The following is a 21,337-nucleotide window of genomic DNA, read 5'->3' on the forward strand; positions in this document are numbered from 1 at the left end:
CTTTGAGAATTTGGGGTACCTCCTGTTTTTTATTGTAGTTAAACTACACTTGAGTGTCAAAAAATATTTTATTGAACTACGGTGAGCTCGCTTGTGTCGCGCACCGCGCGCGAAGCAATTGACCTACCGACCCACGTCGCTTGCGACAAAAAAAACCGGTGCGCTGTATTCAGGCGCACCGGAAATCACACACACTTCTCGCGCCAACGTAAGACTACGAAAGTAGGGATCAGAACGCGTGCTGCAGGTCGATAAACACACCGGACTGTCCATGCCCTTGCAGCGGCGCATCGCCCGTGCCCGGTTCGTTCGCGTTCAGGCCAAATGCGCCGGTCGAGCTGTTATGCACAGTCGCGGCCTCCAGTGCGATCAACGTGCGCTTGGAGAAACTGTAAGTGCCGGCCAACGTGTACAGCGTCGCTGAACCCCCGTTGTTGTTGGCGTTCACGTGATAGGCCGCGGCGGTCAGCGAAACTGCCGGGTTGACGAGGTAGGTCACACCGCCCCACTCGAGGTTGGTCGTGGACGGCGCTCCCAACAAAGCTTGCGGCGCATGCGAGCCTTGATAAGCGACTTGCACCTTGACCGGACCGAGGAACACATTCACACCGGCAAAGTATTCGCGTGAGGAGGCATACACGTCGGTGAAGCCGCCGGTGCTGCTGCGGATTTCGTCATAGATGCCGCGCACTTGAAACAGCGTCGCGGAATAGGTCAGTGCCAAACCATCGCGTCGCCCGTTTTGCGCGCCGGCTGTCGTGTTGCCGTTGAAGTCGGTCGAACCGCTCAGCGAATACACGCCGTATGCGTCGAAGCCGCCTATCGTCGGCGTGTGATAAGACACATCGTTCTGCGAACCCGGCCAGTTGCGGCCCCCAACCAGCGAAGCCGACGACCAGTTCGACTGGCCTAGTGGATCGAAGTCCCACACCATGTTCGAAATCCACTGCTGCTTGCCCAGCAGCAAGGTGCCGTAGTGGTCGTTGGCGATGCCGACATCGGCGTAACGGCTGAAAGCCGTGCCTGCTACTCCGCCGCTGGCTCCGGTGACGGTATTCAGGCCGTCTTCGAGGTGGAACGTGACCTTGTTGCCACCACCGATGTCCTCGACGCCTTCAAACCCGAACAGGCTGGTCCCCCAGTCTCCGCTTTCAACGCGAAGGCGCGAGCTGCTTGCGTTTGCGCTCGTGGGAACCCCTGTTTGGTACTCCAGGCCATTGTCCAGCCGACCGTACAGCGTCACGCTGCTTTGCGCGTAGGCGCTCGTGCCCAGACCCAGCAGCGCGGCTGCGAGTAGCGTTTTCCTCATTAACGTCTCCTTTTTTTAGTCTTTTTATTCGATGTGTAATTAGTTCTACTTAGTTACCCTTGGTTGCTATCGCCTACGATTACTCAATTCCATCTCAAACGCCTTATTGATCCGTCTTCACCGCGTTGCAACCCGAGCCGCAGCGCAATCTTTTTGATTTAAGAGGCTATCTGACGAAGGCAATCGTAGTTAAACTACAGATAAGTGTCAAACTTTATTTTGTTAGACTACTAAAATTCGAAGTTCACCCGGAGGTTTATGCAAGCCCAACAGATTTACCGGATCGGCCCTCGTCTCGATAAGAAGCCGGTGCAAAAACGGTCGGCGCTCGACGCCGCCCATGAGCCGCTTGCGCTGTTTGTGCTGCGCGATGAACAGCCGGCAGTCAATCTGATCGATAATGCAGTCTCGAAATTGGCAAGCCATCAAGGGGGATCTCGATGTTCACTGGTGTACTGAATAAAGCAGTGTCACCGCGCAAGAACGCACACGCCGATGGCCCGCGCTTGCTCGCCGATATTGGCGGTACCAACGCTCGCTTCGCGTTGGAAAAGGCGCCGGGCGAAATCGGTCAAGTACGCGTTTATCCGTGCGCCGATTTTCCCGGGGTCGTTCAGGCGATTCAAAAGTATTTGGCCGATCTGAAAATCGTTCGGGTGAATCATGCGGCGATCGCAATCGCCAACCCGGTCGACGGCGACCAGGTGCGCATGACCAATCACGATTGGAATTTCTCGATCGAAGCGACCCGGCGCGCGGTCGGCTTCGATACGCTGCTGGTGGTCAACGATTTCACGGCCTTGGCGATGGCGTTGCCGATGTTGTCCGGGACGCAGTATTTGCAGGTCGGTGCGGGGGTACGCCGCCCGAATGCGGTGATCGGCCTCGTCGGTGCCGGCACGGGGCTGGGCGTGTCGGGACTGATTCCGAGTGACGACCGCTGGCTCGCTTTGGGTTCGGAGGGCGGCCACGCCAGTTTCGCACCGTCCGATGAACGGGAAGATTACATCCTGTCGTACGCGCGCAAGCAATGGACGCATGTTTCGTTCGAGCGCGTCGCCGCTGGGCCCGGTATTGGCTTGATCTACCGCGCGCTGGCAGCACAGGCGAAGAAACGGGGGGCTGCGGCTACCCTGGAAACGCCGGCGGTGGTCAAGCTCGCTCTGGCAGGCGACCCCTTGGCTCGCGAGGCGCTCGACTGCTTCTGCGGCGTGCTGGGCACCTTTGCCGGCAATATTGCGATGACGCTAGGCGCGTTGGGCGGCATCTATATTGGCGGCGGTGTGGTGCCCAGGCTCGGCGAATTCTTCGTGCAATCGTCGTTTCGTCAGCGCTTCGAAGCGAAAGGGCGTGTCGCCGGCTATCTGAAAGACGTACCGACTTACCTGATCACGATCGAGCATCCGGCTTTCCTGGGTGTTGCCGCCATTCTCGCCGATCAACTCGATATGCGCTCGGGCGCGCCCTCCGCAGTGTCTGGCAGGATCCGCCAGATGCGCGACGGCCTTACCCCGGCGGAACGGCGCGTGGCGGATCTTGCGATCGAGCATCCACGCTCCATCATTAACGACCCCATCGTCGACATTGCGCGTAAAGCCAATGTGAGTCAGCCCACCGTGATCCGCTTCTGCCGTTCATTGGGATGTCAGGGCTTGTCCGATTTCAAGCTGAAGCTGGCCAGCGAGTTGACCGGCACCATACCTGTGAGCCACAGCCAGGTGCATATGGGCGATACGGCAACCGACTTCGGTGCCAAGGTGCTCGACAATACGGTTTCGGCACTTTTGCAGTTGCGCGATCACCTGAATTTCGAGCGGGTCGAACGAGCCATCGATGCACTGAGCAACGCGCGCCGCATTGAATTCTATGGCCTGGGTAATTCCAGTATCGTCGCGCAGGATGCGCATTACAAATTCTTCCGCTTCGGAATCCCGACGATTGCGTACGGGGACTTGTACATGCAGATGGCATCCGCAGCCCTGCTGCGCGAGGGCGATGTGATCGTGGTGATTTCGAAATCGGGCAAGGCGCCGGAGTTGCTGCGCGTCATCGAAGTCGCGATGCAGGCTGGCGCTTGTGTGATCGCGATTACCTCGAGCAATACACCGCTTTCCAAAAGAGCGACGATTTCACTCGAAACCGATCACATCGAAACTCGCGAGACTCAGTTGTCAATGCTTTCGCGCGTGTTGCATTTGGTCATGATAGATATCCTGGCAGTCGGTGTTGCCATGCGGCGCGCCTCGCCGGCGGGCTCGCTGATGCCGCCTGCCAGTGAGGGGCACGGCGGTTCCGAGGATGACCTTGGCAGCAACAGTCGGGATCGCTCTGCGCAGGAAATATTGGAGTGGCTGAGCCACGGGGTGGCGCCTTTGCCCGAGCGGTACCGCGGCAAGGCTTGATAGGCTTTGTTGCAAGGCTGCTGACCGACGCTGTTGACTGAGTTAACCCGCCCACGGATATCCATTTGACCGCTATGTTGAAAGTCGGCCTGATCGGCTATGGGTTTGCGGGCGCCACGTTCCACGCGCCCGTGATTGAGCATTGCGGCCGTGCGACGCTGACGGCTATCGCGACGAGCCAGGGCGAGCGCGCGCAGGCGCACTGGCCGCGCGCGGCAATCGTGCCGGGCATCGATGCGCTGGTTGCTCGCGATGACATAGCCTGCGTCGTGATCGCCACGCCCAACGATACCCACTTCACGCTCGCGCGTCGCTCGCTGGAAGCCGGCAAGCATGTCGTCGTAGACAAGCCCGTGGCCCTACACGCTGACGATGCCCGCGCGTTAGCGGATCTCGCTCGCGAGCGTGGCTTGGTGTTTGCGCCTTTTCATAATCGACGTTGGGATGGCGATTTCATGACCGTGTGCGCGTTACTGGAAAGCGGTCGGCTTGGGCGCGTGACACATTTCGAGTCGCACTTCGATCGCTTTCGGCCCACGGTTGCGCAGCGCTGGCGCGAACAGGCGTCGCGTGGCGGGGGGCTCCTGTTTGACTTGGGACCGCATTTGATCGACCAGGCGCTCACACTCTTCGGTCTGCCGCTTACCGTGTCGGCGACCGTGAAGGCGCTGCGCGATCACGCCTGCGTGCCCGACTACATGCACCTGCAACTGGGCTATGCAGACAAGCAAGTCATCTTGCATGCGAGCGCATTGGCGGCGCTCGAGCCGCCTCGCTTCCTCGTGCATGGCACTCGCGGCAGTTACGTAAAAACCGGGCTGGACGTGCAGGAGGGTCAGTTGAAAGCCGGCCTGCGCCCGGGCGATCCGCAATTTGGTTGCAATCCGCCGGGACGCCTGCGCGAAGTCGAGGGCGATCGTGATCTGCATGAACCGATCGCGACGCGGGATGGTGCGTACGTCGATTATTACCGAGCCCTCGCGGCTTCGATTCTCGACGGCACGCGGTTTCCCGTCACCGCGCAGGATGGTGTCGACGTGATGACGGTCATCGATCTCGCACTGCAAAGCGATAGAGAGGGGCGTCGGTTGCCGTTTCAGCAATTGCTGTAAGCGACCAAGGACCCAGCGACTCAAAGTGCAGACAGGGCACAGTCGTCAAACAAACGCTCAACCAGCGCCAGGTCGGGCGCGGTCGCCCCCGCTGCAAGGCAAGCACCTGCCCCCGCTGCCACCGCGAATCGCAGGTGGTCGCCGCCGTACGCCGCGGGCCTGAACATCAGGCTATATAGCAAACCAGCGATGCTGGCATCGCCCGCGCCGACCGAATCGACGACCTTGATTCGCGGCGGTGAGGCCTGCCAGATTGTGCCATCGCGATACAAGGCCGCACCCTGTGCCCCTTTGGTGTGGAGATACGTCGCCTGCGGATTCCAGCTTCGCAACGTGGCGAACGCGACATCGACTTCATCCGTGCGAAACAGGCCGCACAAATCCTCGTCCGACACCTTGATCACATCGGCCAACCGGGCCATACGTTGAAAAATCGGATTGTAAGCCTGATCCATGACGACTCTGAAGTTGGGATCGTAGCTGATCGCCACGCCCGCGGTTTTCAGTTCGACTGCCAATGCAACCAGCTTGTCGGCCAGCGGCTGGCGCGCCAGGCTGATCCCGCCGAAGTGGACCCATTGCGCGTGCGCTTGCCACTGTGGCGGCAGCAGAGATGCGTCGAAATAGAGGTCCGCGCTGTCGTCGCCGACAAAAAAATACTGAGGGGGATCCAGCTCGTGCACGATGGCCAGCAACGGCGATTTATCCACTTGCTGCAAGAAACGCGGGTCCAGTCCGGCCTGCTCGCTAGCCGCCGTCAGCGCTGCGCCGAACACGTCAAGGCTAACCGCGCCGGCAAAAGCGCTCGCAACCCCTAGCCGTGCCATCGCACGCGCCACGTTCCAGGTGGAGCCGCCAACCTGGCTGGTCCAACTGTCGGCGCTCGTTCTTAGCATGTCGGTTAGCGCCTCGCCTGCCGACACGAAGCGTGGCAGCGCGCTCACGACGCGCTCCCAATGACATTCAGCACTTCGTAGCAAGCGCCCATGGTGTGATAGTCGACCTTGCCGGCCGGGCTTTTCTCAGCGCTGATTTTTGCATTGTCGGCCCGCAGGATTCGATACCATGCGCCATGCTGATGATCGACGAAATGACGCCAACTGTAGTCCCAGATCACGTCGTACCAGCGCCAGTACCGCGACTCGTCGACGCGCACGGCAAGCAGGGCGGCGGCGGCCAGACTTTCCGCTTGCACCCAGAAGTATTTGTCGTCGTCACAGATTTCGCCGTGCGGACCGAAGCCATAAAAAATGCCGCCGTGCTGGCTGTCCCAGGTTTTCGCCAGAGCGGTGTCGAACAACTGCACTGCCCGCGGTGCAAGCCAGTCGGCTGGACCGGCCAGGGCAGCTGCGTGTCGCTCCATGATGAGCAGCAACTTGGCCCATTCGGTAAAGTGACCGGGCTGATAACCCCAGGGGCGAAAGATATTCGTCTTGTCGCTGAGGTTGTACTCCCAGTCGATAGACCAATCGGGTTTGTAGTGTTCCCAGATCATGCCGCCAGCGAGCGCCGCCTGACGCACCGTAATGTTGTGCGCCACCGCTTCCGCCCGATGCAGATAACGGATCTCGCCGCTGGCCTCGAACGCTGCCAACAAGGCTTCACAGGCATGCATGTTCGCGTTCTGCCCGCGGTAGCGATCGAGGGTAGCCCAGTCGGCGCTGGCCTCATCTGCGTACAGTCCGTGATCGGCCTGCCAGAAGCGCCGCTCCAGCAAGGCGAACGTCTCTTCCATGTATTCGCGGGCCTCGCTCACGCCGGCCATGAACGCATGCGCGTAGGCGAGCAGCACGAAGGCCAGGCCATAACAGTGGTTGGTACCGTCGAGTACGCTCTTGCGCCCCTCCTGCCAGGACAGTTCCCAGCAGTAACCGCCAGTGCGGCTGTCGCGATGGACTTCACGTAGAAATCTCACGCCGTGATGCACGGCCTCGAGATATTCGGCCTCGCCAAAGCGGCGGTAGGCCATCGCATAGTTGAATACGAAGCGGGTGCTACTCACCAGATGACGGGTCGAGTGATCGTAGACGGTGCCGTCATCCATGAAGAAGTGGTAAAAGCCGCCGCTGGGATCGATGCAGCGAGGGTGATAGAAATGCATGGTGTGGTCGATGTGGGCCAGCAACATGTCACGCGAACGAAATTGAGAAGTCATCAAAGTGTTTTTGCCCAGGCGTGTGGTCGATAGTGAGGCGTTTATTGTATGACTATATCGACCGCGCGTGGATGTGTGATGGCGCGGTCCGCCAGAATCCCTATCGGCGTTTGGAAAATCACGGCGCCGCGGGAACGCAGCGCCGCAAGAGGCACGGTCGAGCGCTGCCGTTTTCAAGATGATCGTTTTGCAATATGCGGCTTCTCCCCAAGCTTCTGCTGACCTATATTTAAAGCACGCGTTGGACGAGCGCGGTTGCAAATTGATCAAGCAGAACTGGATGGGGAGTCATCATGAAATCGTTTATTTTTTATACCGCCATCGCGGCGTTGGTATTGGCGGTCCCGGCCGCTGCGTTTGCTCAACAAACCGATGCCCCTAAAACGCGTGCCGAGGTGCGTGCCGAACTCGCGGAGCTCGTACAAGCAGGTTATAACCCGCGCGACTGGTTTCATTATCCGGACAATGTTCAGGCAGCTGAGCGGCGTGTTGCCGCCGAGCGTGCAGCACAAGGGCGCTGATCTGCGTGGCTACACGCGCAGCGATAACTTCGGCGACTTATCCGATCGACGCAGAGGGAGGGCTGCCGGCCCACCCCCCTATCCCCGCTGGCTTCTCGATACCCGCTTGACCAGAAATTCCCGTCACAGGACCCGGGATATAGTCATACAATACCAATCGACTATCGCCATGCGCGGCCCCGACAACGGAAGATCGGGACCCGCGTAGAATGATGTGGTTCGACTCGATCGACTCTACATCGAACACCGAGATATTTGATTCCCGTAGTGGCTGACGTCTCAACGTCCTAACGTCCCTTCATGAGCACTAGCCGGAAATCGGCCGCGCTCTAGCGACGCGGCGCAGCGTGCACGCGATGCCACGCGGGTCCCCAGTGCCTGGAGATGCCTATGCACGAATTCATCCATTCTCAACTCACCTTATTGTCCAGAGGCCTGCGCAAGACTTTTCTGCGCAGACGCACTGAGACCGACAGCGGCTTGCACGCCGCTTTGGGTTCGCGGCACTCATCCCTGCTTCTTTCCATTATCGAAAATCTCCGTAGCCCTGGGACCATCGGCGCAGCGTGCCGAAGCTCGGCCATTTTGGCGCACTGCATGGCTCAGTGCGTCGACCCGGAAAGCAAGGGTTACGTGGTCGAACTCGGTGGGGGCACTGGGCCCGTCACCGCCGCGCTCTTGACCCGCGGCATCGCTCCGGAACGGCTTATCGTCATCGAGCAATCGCCGAAGTTGAGCCGACATCTGCAGCGGCGCTTTCCGGCCGTCAGGGTGGTATGTGGCAACGCCGAAATGCTGCCGGGGCTGCTCGGTAACCATGGCCCGGTCAGCTCGGTCGTATCGAGTTTGCCGCTGCGCTCGCTGAAAGCCGACGCGGTGCGCACCATCGTCGATCACTGTCGCACGGTGCTGTCGCCCGGAGGCGTCGTCGTGCAATTTACCTATGCGCTTTGGGGTTCGTCGCCGCTGGCCGCGCCCGATTGCGAGAAAATTTCCAGCCGCGTCGTGTGGCGAAATTTCCCGCCTGCTCGCATTGACGTATTCACGCGTCGAGTCGACGCAGCATCCTAAAATAGCTAGCTGAAATAGCGACCGAAAGGCACAAGCTCGCAACGTCGAGGGCGGCCAAGTCAGTCCACGGCGCGTGCGCCACGGACCGACCCGGTGCTCAAGTGCTCACCCTTAATACATTGCGTAAACAAAATCCGAAACGGTCTTGTTTTCGACTTCGGGCGCGCGCAGTTCTTTTGCCATTTTGCGAAGTTGCGGTTCCAGGGCGACCAGTGCGTCCTGTCCCAGTCCATCCCATATTTCAATGAGAGACGTGATCATATCGTCCTGCTTGACGATGGGCTCGGGCTCGAACACGTCATCGAAATACGACGCACGGTCTGCGTCTGTTTTCGCGGAGATCGAGGGATAAACCGTCGCCTGCAGTGGCGCAAGTTTCGCGAGAAAGAATTGGTTCAGGTCGGCGTCAGTCAAGTTCGTACTCCTTCTTCCAGGATTCGTCCATTTCAACCGCCTTCTGCTCGGACCGGTACAGAATATAGTTGCCCATGACGAGCGCATCGATCTCCGTTCGCATGAAGCATCGGTACGCATCTTCGGGCGTGCAAACGATGGGTTCGCCACGGACGTTGAACGAGGTGTTCACCAGCAGCGGGCAACCGGTCAACGATTCGAACGCCGTCAGGATAGCGAAGATCCGCGGGTTCACGTCCTCGGTTACGGTTTGAATCCGCGCGCTGTAGTCCACATGCGTGATGGCGGGCACATCGCTGCGTATCGCGTTCACGATTTCAAGCATGTCATCGGGGTCCGCCGCGGCATCGGGTACCACGCGCCGTTCCTCTTTCACGGGCGCGACCAGCAACATATACGGACTGTGCGAATCGAGTTCGAAATACTCGGCCGCGCGGCTCTTCAGGACGATAGGTGCAAACGGCCGGAACGACTCGCGGAATTTGATTTTCAGATTCATGCGCGACTGCGTCGATGCCGAGCGCGGGTCGCCCAGGATGGAGCGGCCACCCAGCGCTCTGGGGCCGAACTCCATGCGCCCTGAAAACATCCCGATGATCTTCTCCTCGGCGAGCAGGGCGGCCACGGCCGCCGATCCCGCGCCGCCGTCATCGAGCGGGTGATACACCGCCTGCGCACGCTGCAAGAAAGAGAGGATTTCGCGGTCCTTGTATTCGGGGCCTATGAAGCTGCCGCTTTGCGAGTCCGACTCTTGCGTGGCAGGCCGTTTGCCACCCAGCATATTGAAGTCCGCAAGATACGCGGCACCGAGCGCACCGCCCGCATCGCCGGCGGCCGGTTGTATCCAGATTTCGTCGAAAATCCCGGCGCGCAGTATCTTGCCGTTTGCCACGCAGTTCAATGCCACACCACCGGCCAGGCATAACTTCGAGGCGCCGGTCATATCGCGCAAGGACCGCGAGATCTTGAGCATGATTTCTTCCGTCACGCTTTGTATGGATGCCGCAAGATCCATTTCACGTCGGGTGATTCTTGACTCCGGCTGGCGCGGAGCACCGGAGAACAGCGCATGGAAGCGCTCGTTTGTCAGCGTCAAGCCGTTATGGAACGCAAAGAAATCGAGGTTCAGCCTGAATGAGCCATCGGGTTTGATGTCGATTAAATGATCCTTGATCTTGTCGGCATAGATAGGTTGGCCGTACGGCGCCAGCCCCATCAACTTGTATTCGCCGCTGTTGACCTTGAACCCGCAGTAGTAAGTAAAGGCGCTATAAAGCAGGCCCAGGGAATGCGGATAACGAATTTCCTTGAGAATATTCAGCTCGCGGCCGTCACCCAAACCCAGGCTCGTGGTAGCCCATTCGCCGACGCCGTCGACGCAGAGTACGGCAGCTTTATCGAACGGCGAGGGGAAAAACGCCGATGCCGCATGCGAATAATGATGGCGCGCGAAATAGATCGGCACCTCGCAATTGAGCATCTCCTCGATCTGTTCCTTGAAGTACGGCTTTACGCCGAAGAACGATTTGACGGCCTTGGTAAAGAACTTTTCGGATTCGGGCGCGAAGGCGATCGAAGACCGGATGATCCGGTCGGCGGTCAACGCCGGGTCGTCATAAAAGGCGATCGCGGCCAGATCGCTCGCGTCGATCTCCGCCTCCTCGAGACAATAATTGATCGCCCCGCGCGGAAAGCTCGGGTCGTGCTTGCGCCGGCTGAATCGTTCTTCCTGGGCGGCCGCGACGATCGCTCCATCCTTCAGGATTGCAGCGGCAGAGTCGTGATAGTAGGCCGAGATGCCGAGTACGTAACGTGTCATTATCGTTGTCCTAGCAAGGGTGCAAGAAATCGAGCCATCGACTCGCCAACCGTCTTATGTCCCAACGGGGTCATGTGACGATCGTTTTGAAAACGGAACGAGCGCCGAACCTCGGCCGCGTGAGTCCAGAGGTCATCGACCACGTGATAGACCGGAACGTTGCTCGCGGCAGCCAGCTCGTCGAAACGTTTGCGCACATTCGTGTAGCTCGCCGTTTGCTCGACGTGCTGATGCACGGGGATGACCGCGATCACGACCGGCACCTGCAACTCGGAAACCCATTGCGCAAGAATGGCCCGCATGAGTTGCCAGCCGGGGCTGTCGGGGGAGTCGTATTCGGGTAGCGGCTGGAAACGTGTGAGTTTCTGTACCTTATCCGTGAAACTGGGGCCGAGCAGGTTGACCATCCTGCGTGCGGTGGAAACCAGCTCCCCCATGGCATCGTGCGTTTCTTTCGCGACCTCGGTTTTGTACGGAAGGGGAACCGGTACGCCCATCAGGTTCAATCGACCACCCGGTGCAATTTCGAACCACGGTTTGGGCACATGGATCGATTCGCCCGTGCGGTCGGACCACTCGCGATATTTGGCGACATTGCGCTTGATGTTTTCGACGAGCACGCTGATCACCACCGCGTCGTATTCGAGCTTGGGCGCGTATTGCTGGAAAATCAGATATTGCTGATCGGTACCGCTGCCGCTTAGGCCGAAGTTCAGCACTTCGGTATCTTCAAGCTGTTGTTCGAGGATTTCCGAATAGCGCTTGCCGTTGCTGACGCCATCGCCGGCTGTGTAGGAGTCGCCAAAAACGAGCACGCGGAGCGCCTTGGATTTTTTGGGCGTCGCTTCGTGATTGCAACGAAATCCTGCCGCGTTGGTTTTCACGAGATATCCACCGCCCTCGTGCGGGATCCTGACCTTCAAGTCCGGCACAAACTTGTAGCCCAGGACGTCATCGTGCTGCATGAGCTGTCTGTGCAAAGACGGGATCCCTGCTTGCGCATCCATTGCTCGGCCCCCCTTTTTTTTACGGGCTTGCCTTGCGCGACAAGCCATCGTTTGTCCTGTTACCGCGTGCCGTCGACTGCCGAATGACTGAACACCCTTACTGCACGCGCTTTGCTACGAATTCTGTAGGGCATCGGGGCAAGAGAATGTGCGGAAGCACACTATTTACGAGGCCCATTCTTTGGGGAATCCGGCGCTTTGCGTGTTGCGCCGCAACGACGTCTTTTCGCGTCGGAAAATCCTTCTTTCGCGTCGGAAAATCCCTCACACCTGAGCCAACTCCCCCACGACAGCCCCATCCACGACGACCGGCCGCCCATCGATCAATACGTGGCGCGGCCGCCCACTGACCAGCAGTTTGATGAAATACAGACTGTCACGACCGCCGTGCAAATCGGCGGGCCGGCTGAATAAACACAGGTCGGCTCGCATCTCCGGCGCGATTGCACCGATGTCGCCGATACCCAACGCCAGCGCCGCGGAATGGGTCAGGGAATCGACCAGTGCGTTGCATGTCTGCGTCACGTTTTCAGATCGATGCATGAGCGACATCGATGAGAGGAGCAGCGACGCATACCGATTCAAATCGGCGATGGCATCCCTATTGATGGAGAGCCCCACCGCGCGGTCCTTCAACCAGAGCATCGTGCCGTGCTGCTCGATCAACGGCGTGCTCATCGCTTCCGGTGCGCAGACGAGATTCGCGGCGGAGTCGCGCAACATGATGGCGTCGCGCCGGGAAAGCTGGGAAAGCTCGAAAACCGTCGTATCGCTGCGCAAGATCGCCAGGTACGAGAGCAAGCCAATTTCCGTAAAAAAGCGTGTTTCCTTGTAGTTGTCCGCTTCGCTTTTGGTTCGCGACAAGCGAACGCAGAGCCTGCGGCCCAGACGCTGCGCGATTGCGTCGACCGCCAAGAGAGACGCCGCCGACCAGATCTCTCCAGGAACAAGCGCCGGAAAGACTGTGTAGTTGTAGTACGCATTGGCATTGGCGGCGCGCTCGAATGCCTCCACGGCCTGGCGGTTGACACCGGTGCCTGAGCGCTGCGCGTCAGCTTCGCCCAATTCGACGTAAATCAGCCGTCTTACGCCTTCGCTGTGTGCGAACGTGTCGAAATCGGGCAGACCTTGATGAAACGCCCCGGCTGTCGTGATTCCGCAGCGAGCCAGTTCGTGCGCATGCGTATTCCAGTCGCATGGGCCGAGGCCGACATCGGGATTCACCAAGCCCGGTACGCACACGATCTCGTGGCCGGGGAGAATATTCGTGCGCCGCGATGTTTTTGGCGGCAGGATATGTTTTATCCGGGAGCCGTCGATTTCCAGGTCGCCACGTACAAAGCTATACGTCGTCGAATTGAAGTACAGGGTGTCGGTTATGACCCATTGCGTTGCTCTGGAAGACAGTTCATCGAAAATGCGCATTTACCCACCCGTATCCGCTCGTCTAGCCGATTTTTCAGCTAATTTGTCTGGTCGCGCGCCCGATGCGTCTGAGGTCGCAGGGCAACGCGAAGTCCATCGTGCTCTTTAGCGCTGTCGTGGCTCCAGTGGCTCCAGTAAGGGGGCGAGGACTCGGGCCAGCGACTCGCCCACCGTTTTATGTCCCAATGGCGTCAAATGACAGTCGCTTCGAAAACGGAACGATCGTCTGATCTTCGCGGCGTGGGGCCAGAGATCGTCGACCAGGTGATAAACCGGGACATCGCTGGCCGTGGCCAGTTCGTCAAAACGTTTGCGTACATTCGTGTAGCTCGCGGTGCGTTCGACATGCTGATACACGGGTATCACCGCAATCACGACGGGGACGTGCAACTCGGACACCCATTGGGCAAGAATGGCCCGCATGAGGCGCCAGCCGTGGCTATCGGCCGAATCGTATTCGGGAAGCGGCTGATATCGCGTCAGCTTCTGGACGGTGTCCTTGAAACCCGGGCCGAACTTGTTGATTATTTTCCGTGCGTTGGAAAGGAGTTCGCCTTTGCTGTCGGGGATTTCTTCCTCTGATTCATTGGTATATTGAAGCGGAACCGGCACGCCCATCAGGTTTAACCCGCCGCCCGGCGATATCTCGAACCACGGTTTGGGCATGTAGATTGCCTCACCGGCCTCGTCGGCCGATTCCCTATATTTCGCGACGTTGCGCTTGATATTCTCGGCGAGCACGCTGATGACCACCGCGTCGTAGTCGAGCTTATGGGCGTATTGCTGGAAAATCAGATATTGCTGATCGGTGCCACTATTGCTGAGCCCGAAGTTCAGGACTTCCGTGTCTTCGAGCTGCTGTTCGAGGATTTCCGAATAGCGGTGGCCGTTGCTCACGCCGTCGCCTGCAGTGTAGGAATCGCCAAAGACAAGAACGCGGTGTGCCCTGGACTTCGGGGACATCACTTCGCGATTGCACCGAAAGCCTTCCCGGTTGGTCTTCACCCGGTACCCACCGCCTTCATGCGCGATTCTGACGTTCAAACCGGGCACAAACCTGTAGCCCAGGATCTCGTCGTGCTGCATCAGCGGCAAGTACACCGGCCGGATCTCCGTGCGCGCATTCATTGGTTCGCTCCCTCTTTCTCGCGCGGGTGGCATTGCTCAACGCGCGGGCATCCACCGCCTGGGCTTGCCCGGGGTTGCCTGGGTTGCCTGGGTTGCCTGGGTTGCCTGGGTTGCCTCGTTACCCCCGCATACACGCATTGCGCCGCTACGCTTATCTGTGGATTAATTCTGTAGAGCTGCGGCAGGGGGGGATGTGCGGAGACGCACAGTTGAGGCGAGTGTGGGAACTACGCATCAGTTGTGGTACGACTCGAGCACCGTACGACTAAAGCGAGGATAGACAATGAAGTCGACAATCAGGTTGATCGTTTATTGCGGGCTATTCCTCGTCGGTGTCGACAGTGTGTTTGCCGACGACACGTTAAAGAACCGAGGTAACGATCCGTTCTTTCAAATATCGAATGCACTGGCCGAATGCCCGGTACCGCTGGGACCGCTAATTACCGAGCAGCAATGGTTGGGCGAGTCGCACTACCGCGTCGAACGCGGTAACAGTTGCTGGGTCGAGGGGCGCTGTCGCTTGTCGAACTCCTACAACTACGACGCGGAGATTGCCGTGGCAGTGCAACGTCGGCTGACCAGCATCGCGGCGACCACTCATTGGAAAGACCAGACCTCCCTGTGGCTGGTGCTGCAGCGGCGCTTTATCTACCTGCAAGGCTGCGTGTCGCCGGATTTCGACAAGAAGACGTTCTTGTTCGAGCTGGCCAAGACTGCAGATGTCGATCAGGTTGTCGACCAGACCATGGTCGGTGTCACCGATACGAAAAACCCTTACCCCGTTGCCCCCGGCGCCCGGCTGCCGCAGTAGTGGTTCCAGAACGATTGCGCTCGCGGGAAAAAATACTGAGTCACATAGATTTGAGATTTGACACTTTGCGGGGTCGAAGTGCGGGGCGCATAATCGTCACCTCGACGTGCGCGTTGAAGCCGTGGGCAGACTGAGCTCCGCCAAAAAGCAATCGCACGGCCCAACTTGGCATGCCCTGCGAGTTGGCCACGACCGGTGGCCAGAAGAAAGGGTCGCACCACACAACAGGATGCCCGAGCCCGTGTTACAAGACGATATCGCGGCAATCGCTCGGATCGACGCGGTGCCCAGGATTTTGGACGTTGTGTGCCGCACGACCGGCATGGGCTTCGCCGCGGTCGCACGGGTGACCGAAGATCGGTGGATCGCCTGCAGTGTCCTGGATAAAATCAATTTTGGCTTGGCAGCCGGTGGCGAACTCGAAGTCAGTACGACCATTTGCGATGCGATCCGCGACCTCGGCCAGCCCGTGGTCATCGACAACGTCGCCGAGGATCCGGTTTACTGCAACCATCACACCCCAATGATGTATGGCTTTCAAAGCTATATATCGATGCCCATCTTTCGGCGCGACGGCTCATTCTTCGGCACCCTGTGCGCGATCGACCCTCGCCCCAATCGGGTCGATACGCCGGAAACGATCGAAACGTTTCGGCTTTTCGCGGACCTGATCGCTTTCCATCTCGACGCCGCACAAGCTGTCGAGGCGAGCGGGCGCGAGCTTTACGACGCGCGCGAACGCCAGAAGGGGGAGCGGGCGCAACTGGCGAGCAGCGAAGCCGCGCTGCTCGATGAACGTCAAAGTTCGGAGCTACGCGAACAATTCATTGCCGTTCTGGGGCATGACCTGCGCAACCCCCTGTCGTCGATCGCGGCAGGCGTTTCGTTCATCAGCAAGGCGCCGGGGCATCCAAAAGTACCGGCAATGCTGGCGATCATGGAAAAGAGCGTCGCCCGCATGTCAGATTTGATAGCGTATCTGCTGGATCTGGCACGGGGGCGGCTGGGCGATGGGATAGTGCTGGAACGCAATGCAGACCAGCCGATCGGGCCCGAGCTCGAGCATGTGGTCGACGAACTTCGCGCGGCTTGGCCGGCACGCGTGATCGACGCGAAAATAGAGGTGACCGAGCCGGTTTGCTGCGATCGCGCTCGTATCGCGCAACTCTTGTCGAATCTCGTGTCGAACGCCTTGACTCACGGTGCGCAGAATCAGCCTGTTGCCGTTGCCGTCGTGGTGTCCGACGATCGGCGCTTCCTTGAGCTGTCGGTTGAAAACAGCGGCCCCGCCATTCCACGCGATGCGATGGCCAGCCTGTTTCAGCCGTTCTTCCGCTCGGGTGTGCGCAGCAGCCAGCAAGGCCTTGGGTTGGGACTCTACATCGCTGCGGAAATCGCGCGCGCGCATGGCGGCGCGCTCGACGTAACGTCTACTGCAGAACTTACGCGCTTCACGTTCCGCATGCCGTTGGGCTGAGCGTTCGATTCGAAACGACGATCTGATCGACCAACGCGCGCATCTTCAGCGCATGCGCGAATGTCGGTGCGACAGTGGTGTCTTCCTGCACTATCGTCGCCATACCGTGCGCGACGTCATCACGACCGAACAAATCAATGCGTATATCGCTAGCGAGCCGGCCACGATCGCGGCCAAGCCGAACATACCGACGCCGAAAAACTTGACTGCGATCCAACCCAATCCGGCCGCCACCACCATGCGAGCCGTTACGCCGAGGAATGGCCACAGCACATGGCTAGCCCCTTGCGCCGCAAAGGAGATGACAAAGCCAACCGCCAGGAACCCATAGGCCGGGGCTACCACATGCAGGTAAGTGGCCGCGGGCCCCACCACCGAGGGATCGTGGCTGAAGAGGTGCAGCCACAACGAGGGGAAAATCGCAACGATCAAGCCTATGGTTTCCGTAATGCCAACGCCGACCAAGGTGGACACCCACGTGATTTGCCTGGCGCGTGCCACGTGTCCCGCGCCGATGTTGACGCCGACCATGGTGAGGACCGCGGACGACAAGCCGAACAGGATCGGGGTCATGACATAGTCGAAGCGCGATGCGATGCCGTAAGCCGCAAGTGCGCTGGTGCCGAAAAGTCCGGCCGCACCGGTCAGCAGGATCACGGTCAGATTGGTCTGGATGGTATTGAGCGCGGTGGGCAAGCCGACTTTCAAAATATCCGCGAAAAGCCTGCGCTCCAGCGGGGCCCACTTCAACTTCAGCCCAGAGCGGCCCGTAGCCATGTAGGCCAGTAGCGCCAGCATCGCGAAACCGTAATAGATCGCGAATGCGAACCCGGCTCCGGCTATTCCCATACGCGGGATCGGGCCGAAACCGAAAATCAGCGCCGGCGATGCGGGGATCATCACGAGCGCGCCGATCAGCGTTACCGTGGCGGGCACCTTCACATTGCCCGATCCGCGCATTGCCGCCGCGAGCAGGTTGACCACCCACACCGCAATCGAGGCCGCGAACAGGTTGTCCGAATACGTGAGCGCCGCGGCAAGTGCGCCGCTCCTGCCGCCGAGCAGGTGATACATCGCGGGACCAGCCCAGATCACGCCTACCGTGAACACCGCCCCGACGACGACCGCGAGCACGATAGCGTGCAAGACCAGCGCATCGGCGTCGTCCTTCTGACCACGCCCCACAGCCCGCGCGACGGCCGAGGCCACCCCGCTGCCCAGGCCGCCTCCGGACATGGTCATCATCAACATGAACACGGGAAAGACCAGTGCGATGCCGGCGAGCGCTTGCGTACCGAGGAAGCCGACATAGAACGCTTCGACTATGTTGACCGCGGTTTGCGCCAGCAATACGGTCAACGTTGGCAAGGCCAACTTGAGCAGCGTCGGCACGATCGGGCCTTCGAGCATCGCCTGGCGCATCGCCGATTTACGCTCGACGCTGGATGGCTTGTCGATGGAAGAGGGCGTCGCGAGGCTGGGCGTCTCCTCGATCGCGGTAGGTTGGGCGGCAGTCGCCAATTCGGTCATGCGTGATTCCATTAAAGTATGATCGTAATTCTATATTGCAGTATGATCATAATCTAATTCGTGCCGGCCGGTCGCCATATTTTGTTCTGTAGAATGAAATTCACCTCTGCGGTGGGCTGTTTAACGGGGGGCGAGCGGCGGGCTGCCGGGCTGGCGCCGTGCTGGAATCGTGTACAGCCAGAGGGTGTTTGGCGCGACCAATATTTTCGAAGTAAGGGACTAGAGCATGCGTTACGAAAAGGGCCATAACGACACCACGCGTCAACGCATCATCGAGGGAGCTGCGCGGCGTTTTCGCGAGCAAGGTGTCGCGGCTGCGGGGGTGGCAGCGGTCATGTCCGATGCGGGTCTGACCAATGGCGCCTTCTACACGCACTTCGAATCCAAGGAAGATTTGTTCTGCAACGTCTTGCAGACCTTGCTGGAAAGGCGCGTCGAATTGCTGCAGGCATCGATCGATAAGGGCGGATTGGAAGGGGCCGTTGGAATTTACCTGAGTGCGCGTCATCGAGATACGCCGGGCAAGGGCTGTGCGACCGCGGCACTCGCGGCTGAGGTTGCGCGCCACCCGAAGCCTACGCGCGAGATTTTCACCGCCAGAATAGTCGCGATTATCGACTTGATGGCGGCGCAATTACCGCCCAACTCGACGCGATCGCAGCGCAGCGACGCGATCGCGTTATATGGAATGATGATCGGAACGCTACAGCTCGCGCGCGCCGTGAGCGACCGGCAATTTTCCGACGAGATTCTCGAAAGTGGTATCCAGGCCGCTCTTGCTTTGATCGCGCGCGATGCTTAGCAAGACGGGGCCCGCCGCTATTTATCTCCCAAGGCGCGCGTCTTCGTCGATTTTTTGGCGGAACATCTGTTTCCCAAGGACGTGCCCAACGCCAACAAAAGCGACCCGCCATCCGGGTCGGCCGGCTTAGCAAAGCCCGAAAAATAACGTACACGCCAGTCAACGCTCACTCAGAACCATCATAAAAGCGTCCCGGGCGTTAAATATTGTTCGCGCTTTGCCGTAAACAAGATTGGGGTCTCGTTACGCGGCTCATTCGAAGTGCACCCACTCATAGCCGCTGTCCGCATGCCGGATGGATAGGCATAAAAGCGCCGTTTGCGTTTCGCGGACGGTGCCACACGACTGATCAAGAAAAAAGGGCTTCACAATGCTGGGTAACTTGAGAATCAGGACGCGATTGCAAGCGTGCTTCGGGCTGGTGATCGTCTTGTCGCTGCTGACCACGGGCCTGGCGCTCTGGCGCCTGCATTCGGTCGCGACCGCTACCGACACTATGATGCATGAGCCGTTGAACAAGGAGCGCTTGATCGCCGAGTTTGCGAGCAACACTGCGGTCGGCGTGCGGCGTACCGCGGCGATCATCAAAAGCAGCGATCCGGCCGTCGAAGCGTATTTCGGCGACGAACAAAAGCTCTCCAGCAAGCGTACTAACGAGATCCTGGATCGATTGAACGCGACCTTGCAGTCGCCGGATGAAAAAGCGCTGCTGGAAAAGGTCAACGGCAACCGCGTGGAATTCATCGCGGCACGTACGGCGGTGTTGAACGCCAAGAAAAACGGCCTATCGGCGGAGGCGAACCAACAGTTCGACCAGCGCTTCGTGCCTTCCACGAAGGCTATGCAGGATAGCGTGCAGCAACTGCTCGATTTCCAGGAAAAGCAGATCGACGACACCGCAAAAGGCATAGACGACATTTACGAGACGAGCCGCATGCTGCTGCTCGCCTTGGCGGGCGCGGCATTGGTGTGCGGCGTCGCGTGCGCGGCACTGCTCTCGAACAGCATTACCCGGCCTCTACATAAAGCGGTTGATCTGGCACACAGCATCGCCCAAGGCGATTTGACCGTCAGCGCCGCGTCACGGGCCAAGGATGAAATCGGCGACCTGTCGCGCGCGCTCGACGAGATGCGTATGAGCTTGACGACGACCTTGGAGCAGGTGCGCGTCGGGATAGGCGCGATCACCACGGCGTCGGGCGAAATCGCCGACGGCAATGCCGATTTGTCGTCGCGCACCGAGGCGCAGGCGGGCTCGCTGGAGGAAACGGCGAGCTCGATGGAAGAACTGACCCAAACCGTCAAACAGAATGCGGAAAACGCACGCCAGGCCAACGAACTGGTGATCACGGCCTCGCAGCGCGCGGCGCAAGGCGGGCAGGTGGTGAATCAGGTGATGGAGATGATGGGCTCGATCAACGCAAGCTCGAGCAAGATCGTCGATATCATCGGTGTCATCGACGGCATTGCGTTACAGACCAATATCCTGGCGCTGAATGCGGCGGTGGAGGCAGCTCGCGCCGGCGAACAGGGGCGTGGCTTTGCGGTCGTCGCGGCCGAGGTCCGCAGCTTGGCGCAACGCTCGGCCAGTGCGGCCAAGGAAATCAAGACGCTGATTGGCGATTCGGTGGAAAAAGTCGAAGCGGGCGGCAAGCTCGTGGATCAAGCGGGTGCGGCGATGACGCAGATGGTCGACTCGGTGCAGCGCGTAACCGGCATCATGAGCGAAATCGTGTCCGCTAGCGACGAACAAAGTGTCGGGATCGAAGAGGTCAACCGCGCCGTCATGCAGATGGACGGGATCACGCAGCAAAATGCGGCGCTGGTCGAGCAGGCGGCCGCGGCAGCGGAGAGTATGCGCGATCAGACGTCCCATCTGAGTCAGGCGATCAGCGTGTTCAAGATGGACAGGCAAACCCAGGCGTCTTCGATGGCGAGGACTTCCTTGGTTGCCAGGGAGCCGTCGCTTGTAAAGGCGCCCGCAATACGGGCAAGCTCGGACACTGGCCGGACGGTAAGCCCGAGCGCCAGCCGGAGCAAAGCCACAGCCCCGGCTAAGCGCATCACCCGCAGCGTAGCGACGCCGCCCAAGTCGGCCCCACGAGTAGCGCCGCGACCCGTCGCCGTCGCAGCAGGGGACGACGACTGGGAGCAGTTCTAAATCGGAGTCCAAATCGGAGCCTGAGGCTGCGCGACGCGATGTCGACGAGACGATCGCGTGGCCTGGCATGAACCGATCCAGCGTGAACCGATCTCGTTGAGCGGATGCAGCCTCAAAGCAATATATTGAGGCGCCTGCAGCGGAAAAAGCATGTCTACTATGTATAATAAACATGCTTATTATATTCCGAGCC

The 21,337-nt window shown here is 59.5% G+C and carries 18 protein-coding genes; 9 read left to right on the forward strand and 9 right to left on the reverse strand.

Annotated features, from left to right (window positions below; genetic code table 11):
* Positions 1-229: 229 nt before the first annotated feature.
* Positions 230-1,309, reverse strand: a complete 1,080-nt coding sequence (locus GSQ77_RS06595; protein ID WP_158900254.1) for a porin — start codon at positions 1,307-1,309, stop codon at positions 230-232.
* Positions 1,310-1,567: 258 nt separating this feature from the next.
* On the opposite strand from GSQ77_RS06595, the gene GSQ77_RS06600 reads away from it, so the two are divergent.
* From GSQ77_RS06600 to GSQ77_RS06610, 3 genes are all read left to right on the forward strand, one after another.
* The gene (locus GSQ77_RS06600; RefSeq protein WP_158900256.1) at positions 1,568-1,768 is read left to right on the forward strand and encodes a hypothetical protein; all 201 of its coding nucleotides are present in this window, start codon (positions 1,568-1,570) and stop codon (positions 1,766-1,768) included.
* Positions 1,750-3,711 carry a bifunctional transcriptional regulator/glucokinase gene (locus GSQ77_RS06605; protein ID WP_158900258.1) on the forward strand — a complete coding sequence of 654 codons (1,962 nt, stop codon included), beginning with the start codon at positions 1,750-1,752 and terminating at the stop codon, positions 3,709-3,711. The genes GSQ77_RS06600 and GSQ77_RS06605 overlap by 19 nt, the downstream gene beginning before the upstream one ends.
* A 65-nt stretch (positions 3,712-3,776) precedes the next feature.
* The gene (locus GSQ77_RS06610) at positions 3,777-4,823 is read left to right on the forward strand and encodes an oxidoreductase (RefSeq protein ID WP_158900260.1); all 1,047 of its coding nucleotides are present in this window, start codon (positions 3,777-3,779) and stop codon (positions 4,821-4,823) included.
* Between the two features lie 20 nt (positions 4,824-4,843).
* Here GSQ77_RS06610 and GSQ77_RS06615 read toward each other — a convergent pair whose 3' ends face one another.
* Both GSQ77_RS06615 and GSQ77_RS06620 read right to left on the reverse strand, forming a co-directional pair.
* The gene (locus GSQ77_RS06615; RefSeq protein ID WP_254067500.1) at positions 4,844-5,719 is read right to left on the reverse strand and encodes a carbohydrate kinase; all 876 of its coding nucleotides are present in this window, start codon (positions 5,717-5,719) and stop codon (positions 4,844-4,846) included.
* A gap of 44 nt (positions 5,720-5,763) precedes the next feature.
* Entirely contained in the window at positions 5,764-6,978 is a 1,215-nt protein-coding gene (locus GSQ77_RS06620; protein WP_158900264.1) for an AGE family epimerase/isomerase, read from the reverse strand.
* A gap of 293 nt (positions 6,979-7,271) precedes the next feature.
* On the opposite strand from GSQ77_RS06620, the gene GSQ77_RS06625 reads away from it, so the two are divergent.
* Together GSQ77_RS06625 and GSQ77_RS06630 are read left to right on the forward strand one after the other, a co-directional pair.
* Complete coding sequence (locus GSQ77_RS06625) at positions 7,272-7,499, forward strand: DUF4148 domain-containing protein (RefSeq protein ID WP_158900266.1); 228 nt, start codon at positions 7,272-7,274, stop codon at positions 7,497-7,499.
* A 597-nt stretch (positions 7,500-8,096) separates the two neighbouring features.
* Positions 8,097-8,570, forward strand: a complete 474-nt coding sequence (locus tag GSQ77_RS06630; RefSeq protein ID WP_254067475.1) for a class I SAM-dependent methyltransferase — start codon at positions 8,097-8,099, stop codon at positions 8,568-8,570.
* A gap of 111 nt (positions 8,571-8,681) precedes the next feature.
* Here the strand turns inward: GSQ77_RS06630 and GSQ77_RS06635 are convergent, their stop codons facing one another.
* The 5 genes from GSQ77_RS06635 to GSQ77_RS06655 form a co-directional block, all read right to left on the reverse strand.
* The gene (locus GSQ77_RS06635) at positions 8,682-8,984 is read right to left on the reverse strand and encodes a hypothetical protein (protein WP_158900270.1); all 303 of its coding nucleotides are present in this window, start codon (positions 8,982-8,984) and stop codon (positions 8,682-8,684) included.
* Positions 8,977-10,803: a carbamoyltransferase gene (locus GSQ77_RS06640; protein WP_158900272.1), complete on the reverse strand. Its 1,827-nt coding sequence runs from the start codon at positions 10,801-10,803 to the stop codon at positions 8,977-8,979. The genes GSQ77_RS06635 and GSQ77_RS06640 overlap by 8 nt, the downstream gene beginning before the upstream one ends.
* Complete coding sequence (locus GSQ77_RS06645) at positions 10,803-11,768, reverse strand: SGNH/GDSL hydrolase family protein (RefSeq protein WP_158900274.1); 966 nt, start codon at positions 11,766-11,768, stop codon at positions 10,803-10,805. Before GSQ77_RS06645 ends, GSQ77_RS06640 begins: the two co-directional genes overlap by 1 nt.
* Positions 11,769-12,074: 306 nt before the next feature.
* Complete coding sequence (locus tag GSQ77_RS06650; protein ID WP_158900276.1) at positions 12,075-13,235, reverse strand: hypothetical protein; 1,161 nt, start codon at positions 13,233-13,235, stop codon at positions 12,075-12,077.
* A 105-nt stretch (positions 13,236-13,340) separates the two neighbouring features.
* Positions 13,341-14,321 (reverse strand): SGNH/GDSL hydrolase family protein, encoded by a 981-nt coding sequence (locus tag GSQ77_RS06655; protein WP_254067501.1) that lies wholly within the window; start codon positions 14,319-14,321, stop codon positions 13,341-13,343.
* Between the two features lie 325 nt (positions 14,322-14,646).
* On the opposite strand from GSQ77_RS06655, the gene GSQ77_RS06660 reads away from it, so the two are divergent.
* Both GSQ77_RS06660 and GSQ77_RS06665 read left to right on the forward strand, forming a co-directional pair.
* Positions 14,647-15,174 (forward strand): hypothetical protein, encoded by a 528-nt coding sequence (locus tag GSQ77_RS06660; protein ID WP_254067476.1) that lies wholly within the window; start codon positions 14,647-14,649, stop codon positions 15,172-15,174.
* 241 nt (positions 15,175-15,415) lie between these two features.
* Positions 15,416-16,651 carry a GAF domain-containing sensor histidine kinase gene (locus tag GSQ77_RS06665; RefSeq protein ID WP_254067478.1) on the forward strand — a complete coding sequence of 412 codons (1,236 nt, stop codon included), beginning with the start codon at positions 15,416-15,418 and terminating at the stop codon, positions 16,649-16,651.
* Between the two features lie 90 nt (positions 16,652-16,741).
* Here the strand turns inward: GSQ77_RS06665 and GSQ77_RS06670 are convergent, their stop codons facing one another.
* Positions 16,742-18,181: an MATE family efflux transporter gene (locus GSQ77_RS06670; protein ID WP_158900282.1), complete on the reverse strand. Its 1,440-nt coding sequence runs from the start codon at positions 18,179-18,181 to the stop codon at positions 16,742-16,744.
* Positions 18,182-18,407: 226 nt separating this feature from the next.
* On the opposite strand from GSQ77_RS06670, the gene GSQ77_RS06675 reads away from it, so the two are divergent.
* Together GSQ77_RS06675 and GSQ77_RS06680 are read left to right on the forward strand one after the other, a co-directional pair.
* Entirely contained in the window at positions 18,408-18,983 is a 576-nt protein-coding gene (locus tag GSQ77_RS06675; RefSeq protein WP_158900284.1) for a TetR/AcrR family transcriptional regulator, read from the forward strand.
* Between the two features lie 370 nt (positions 18,984-19,353).
* Complete coding sequence (locus tag GSQ77_RS06680) at positions 19,354-21,144, forward strand: methyl-accepting chemotaxis protein (protein WP_158900286.1); 1,791 nt, start codon at positions 19,354-19,356, stop codon at positions 21,142-21,144.
* The last annotated feature ends 193 nt before the right edge of the window (positions 21,145-21,337 follow it).

The sequence above is a fragment of the Burkholderia sp. L27(2015) genome (assembly GCF_009765705.1).
Taxonomy (GTDB): domain Bacteria; phylum Pseudomonadota; class Gammaproteobacteria; order Burkholderiales; family Burkholderiaceae; genus LMUX01.